This is a genomic window from Mesorhizobium sp. M7A.F.Ca.CA.003.01.2.1 (assembly GCF_003998945.1).
GTDB lineage: Bacteria > Pseudomonadota > Alphaproteobacteria > Rhizobiales > Rhizobiaceae > Mesorhizobium > Mesorhizobium ciceri.
Genome location: NZ_RZRA01000708.1, coordinates 1 through 3,059 on the forward strand (window position 1 = coordinate 1; position 3,059 = coordinate 3,059).

The following is a 3,059-nucleotide window of genomic DNA, read 5'->3' on the forward strand; positions in this document are numbered from 1 at the left end:
AGCAGTCGGTCCGGCCGCGCGACACCGAGCTTCATGTAGTCGGCCAGATTGGTGCCGCCGGCGATGAATTGCGTGTCGGCGCCGGTTGGCGGAACGCGCACGGCATCGACACGGGATGCCATGGCGATTGCAGCGGAGACGCTGGTTGGTCTTTCATAAACGAAGGGGCGCATCCTAAGCCCTCCTGATCTCGTCGCGCGCCTGGACGATCGCCGCAACGATGTTGGGATACGCCGCACAGCGACATAGATTGCCGCTCATATATTCGCGAATGTCATCTTCCGATCCAGCATGGCCTTCGTTGATGCAACCGATTGCGGACATGATCTGACCCGGTGTGCAATAGCCGCATTGAAAGGCATCGTGGTCGACGAAGGCCTGCTGGACCGGATGCAGTTCCCCGTCCGTCGAGGCCAGGCCTTCCACCGTTGTGATCTCCCGCCCCTGGTTCATGACGGCAAAGCTCAAGCAGGACAGTACCCGCTTTCCATCGATCAGAACCGTGCAGGCGCCGCACTGACCGTGATCGCAACCTTTCTTGGTGCCGGTCAGGCCGACGTGGTCGCGCAGAGCGTCAAGCAGGCTGGTTCGATTGTCGAGCGCGAGATTGTAGGTCTGTTTGTTGATACGCATTGAAACCGCCGACAAGTCGCGCGGTTCGGCTGGCTTTGCGGACGCTGGCTGGGCAGCTCTCGTCGGGGAATTCACAAGCGGCATCGCCGCCGCCGCCGAAACAGAGGCCGTCATGAACATGCGTCTGCTCAGGCCACTGGACATCTTGGCATCGGGCATGGCTGGCTCCGGGCTGGCTGGGTCTCAAGCGGCCCAAACCAGTCGCGGAGGACAAAGTTCCCTCCTCACGAGCCTGTGATCCTTTTTCTGCTGGCGGGATCGATATAACCGGAACCTCGCCTGTCGAGCGATGGTTGTGTGCCAAGAGCCGGTGTGTGCCAAGGGCCGGAAGGAGGCGATCATGAGCGATGGTCGGCATGACAAGGACGGTGACAATGGACCTGTGTTCTCTGCGGAGCAGGCGAGACAGGGCGAGATCATCCTGCGAACGCGCACGCGTCGGGTTATGTTCATAGCCGGCTTGGTCGGTATCGTGATCCTGGCCATCGTGGTCAGGTTGGCAATCGGCTGAACCAATTCCGCCAGGCGCGAAACCGTGCCCGGTCGCCAGGAACCTTTTACGACCAGTTGTCGTTGACTGGCCACGGTCAAAACTCCTGGGAGTTCTCCCGTGGACGCGAAAACCCAAACCGAAGAATCTGAAACCGGCGACACGCACGCCACGTCACGCAGGGCCACCTCAGAGGCGGCGCCAAAGCACCGGAGAGACGTCGGTCAGGAGCACAAGCAGGATAAGCAGGCCGGAGAACCAAAGCCCAGCCTGCTGAGCTTCCCTCGGCGGCACCCTTACATATCCATCGCCATCCTGCTCGCAGTGCTGCTGATTGCCGTAGGGCTGGTCTTGTGGTGGCTGGACGCGCGTCAGTATGAATCGACCGACGATGCTTTCATCGACGCCCGCACGGTGACGATCGGTGCCGAGATATCGGGTCGTATCACCGATGTCGCGGTCACCGACAACCAGTCTGTGAAAGCCGGCGACGTGCTCTTGCGCATCGACGACAGCGACTATCAGGCAAGCCTGGCGGAAGCCGACGCCGGTGTGGCCTCGGCGCAGGCCGAGATCGTCGATGTCGGTGCACAGATCGAAGCACAAAACGCCAAGATCGATGCGGCACAGAAGCAGGTGGCGCAGGCCCAGGCCGCGCTCGAGTTTGCCAAAGCGGAGGACAAGCGCAACCGTGAGCTGCTGGCCAAGGGAACCTCCACCCAACAGCAGGCGGAACAGGCCGCTTCTACCCTGCGCCAGGACCAGGCCGCCCTCGACAGCGCCGGAGCAAACGTGGCAGCCGCGAAAAGCCAGGTCACTGTTCTGCAAGCACAGACCAAGAGCGCGCAAGCAAAGCTCAATCAAGCCAAGGCCAGCCAGGAGCAGGCCCGCACCATGCTGTCGCGCACCATCATAACCGCGCCTGTCGCCGGTCGCGCCACCAGTATCACGGCCGCCAAGGGCACCTACGCCCAGCCTGGTCAGGTGCTGATGATGTTCGTTCCCGACGAGGTCTGGGTGAAGGCTAATTTCAAGGAGACCCAGCTTGATCTGATGCGGCCGGGACAGCCCGTCGACATCGATATCGACGCCTATCCCGAAAAGAACTTCCACGGCCGCGTCGACAGCATCCAGGCGGGCAGTGGCACCGCCTTCAGCCTGCTGCCGGCCGAGAATGCCACCGGCAACTTCGTCAAGGTGGTGCAGCGCGTGCCCGTGAAGATCGTCTTCGACCGACCGCCGGGCGTGCTGCTGGGTCCAGGCCTGTCGGTGGTGCCGACAGTCAAGGTGAGATGAGCGCCGTCGAAATGGCTGGTGAACGGAGCGAAACCCGGTCCGCCGCCGGCGGGCGCAATCCGTGGCTGATCGCAGTCGTCGTCTCGATCGCCACCTTCATGCTGGTGCTCGACACCTCGATCGCCAACGTGGCGCTGCGCAACATCGCCGGCAGCCTCGCGGCCGGGATGGACGAAAGCACCTGGGTGATCACCACCTATCTGGTCGCGAATTCCGTGATCATCCCGGTTAGCGGCTGGTTGGCCAGCGTCATCGGCCGCAAGCGTTACTACATGCTTTGCGTGGCGATCTTCACCATAGCGTCGCTGCTGTGCGGCCTGGCGCCCAATCTGGAAATGCTCATCGTCTTCAGGATCCTGCAAGGCCTCGGGGGCGGCGGCATGGCACCCAGCGAACAATCCATTCTCGCCGACACCTTTCCACCCGAAAAACGCTCCCAGGCATTTGCTCTTTACGGCATTGCCGTCATCGTCGCACCGACAGTCGGGCCGACCATCGGCGGTTGGCTGACCGACCATTTCTCCTGGCACTGGATATTCTTCATCAATGTCCCGTTCGGCATCATGTCGCTTGCCTTGGTGCAGTGGCTGGTGGTCGAGCCTGATGTGCTCGAGCGCGAACGGCAGGAACGGTTGAAGGG

The 3,059-nt window shown here is 62.0% G+C and carries 4 protein-coding genes; 3 read left to right on the forward strand and 1 reads right to left on the reverse strand.

Annotated elements, in window-relative coordinates; genetic code table 11:
- Nucleotides 1–174: 174 nt before the first annotated feature.
- Nucleotides 175–792: a (2Fe-2S)-binding protein gene (locus tag EN969_RS24095; protein ID WP_013531562.1), complete on the reverse strand. Its 618-nt coding sequence runs from the start codon at nucleotides 790–792 to the stop codon at nucleotides 175–177.
- Between the two features lie 181 nt (nucleotides 793–973).
- Here EN969_RS24095 and EN969_RS24100 point away from each other — a divergent pair, with 181 nt between their 5' ends.
- From EN969_RS24100 to EN969_RS24110, 3 genes are all read left to right on the forward strand, one after another.
- Entirely contained in the window at nucleotides 974–1,144 is a 171-nt protein-coding gene (locus EN969_RS24100; RefSeq protein ID WP_082826673.1) for a hypothetical protein, read from the forward strand.
- A 99-nt stretch (nucleotides 1,145–1,243) separates the two neighbouring features.
- Nucleotides 1,244–2,419: an HlyD family secretion protein gene (locus EN969_RS24105; RefSeq protein ID WP_244514300.1), complete on the forward strand. Its 1,176-nt coding sequence runs from the start codon at nucleotides 1,244–1,246 to the stop codon at nucleotides 2,417–2,419.
- An 11-nt stretch (nucleotides 2,420–2,430) separates the two neighbouring features.
- The coding region (locus EN969_RS24110; RefSeq protein ID WP_127419455.1) for a DHA2 family efflux MFS transporter permease subunit at nucleotides 2,431–3,059 on the forward strand (629 nt) is incomplete at its 3' end.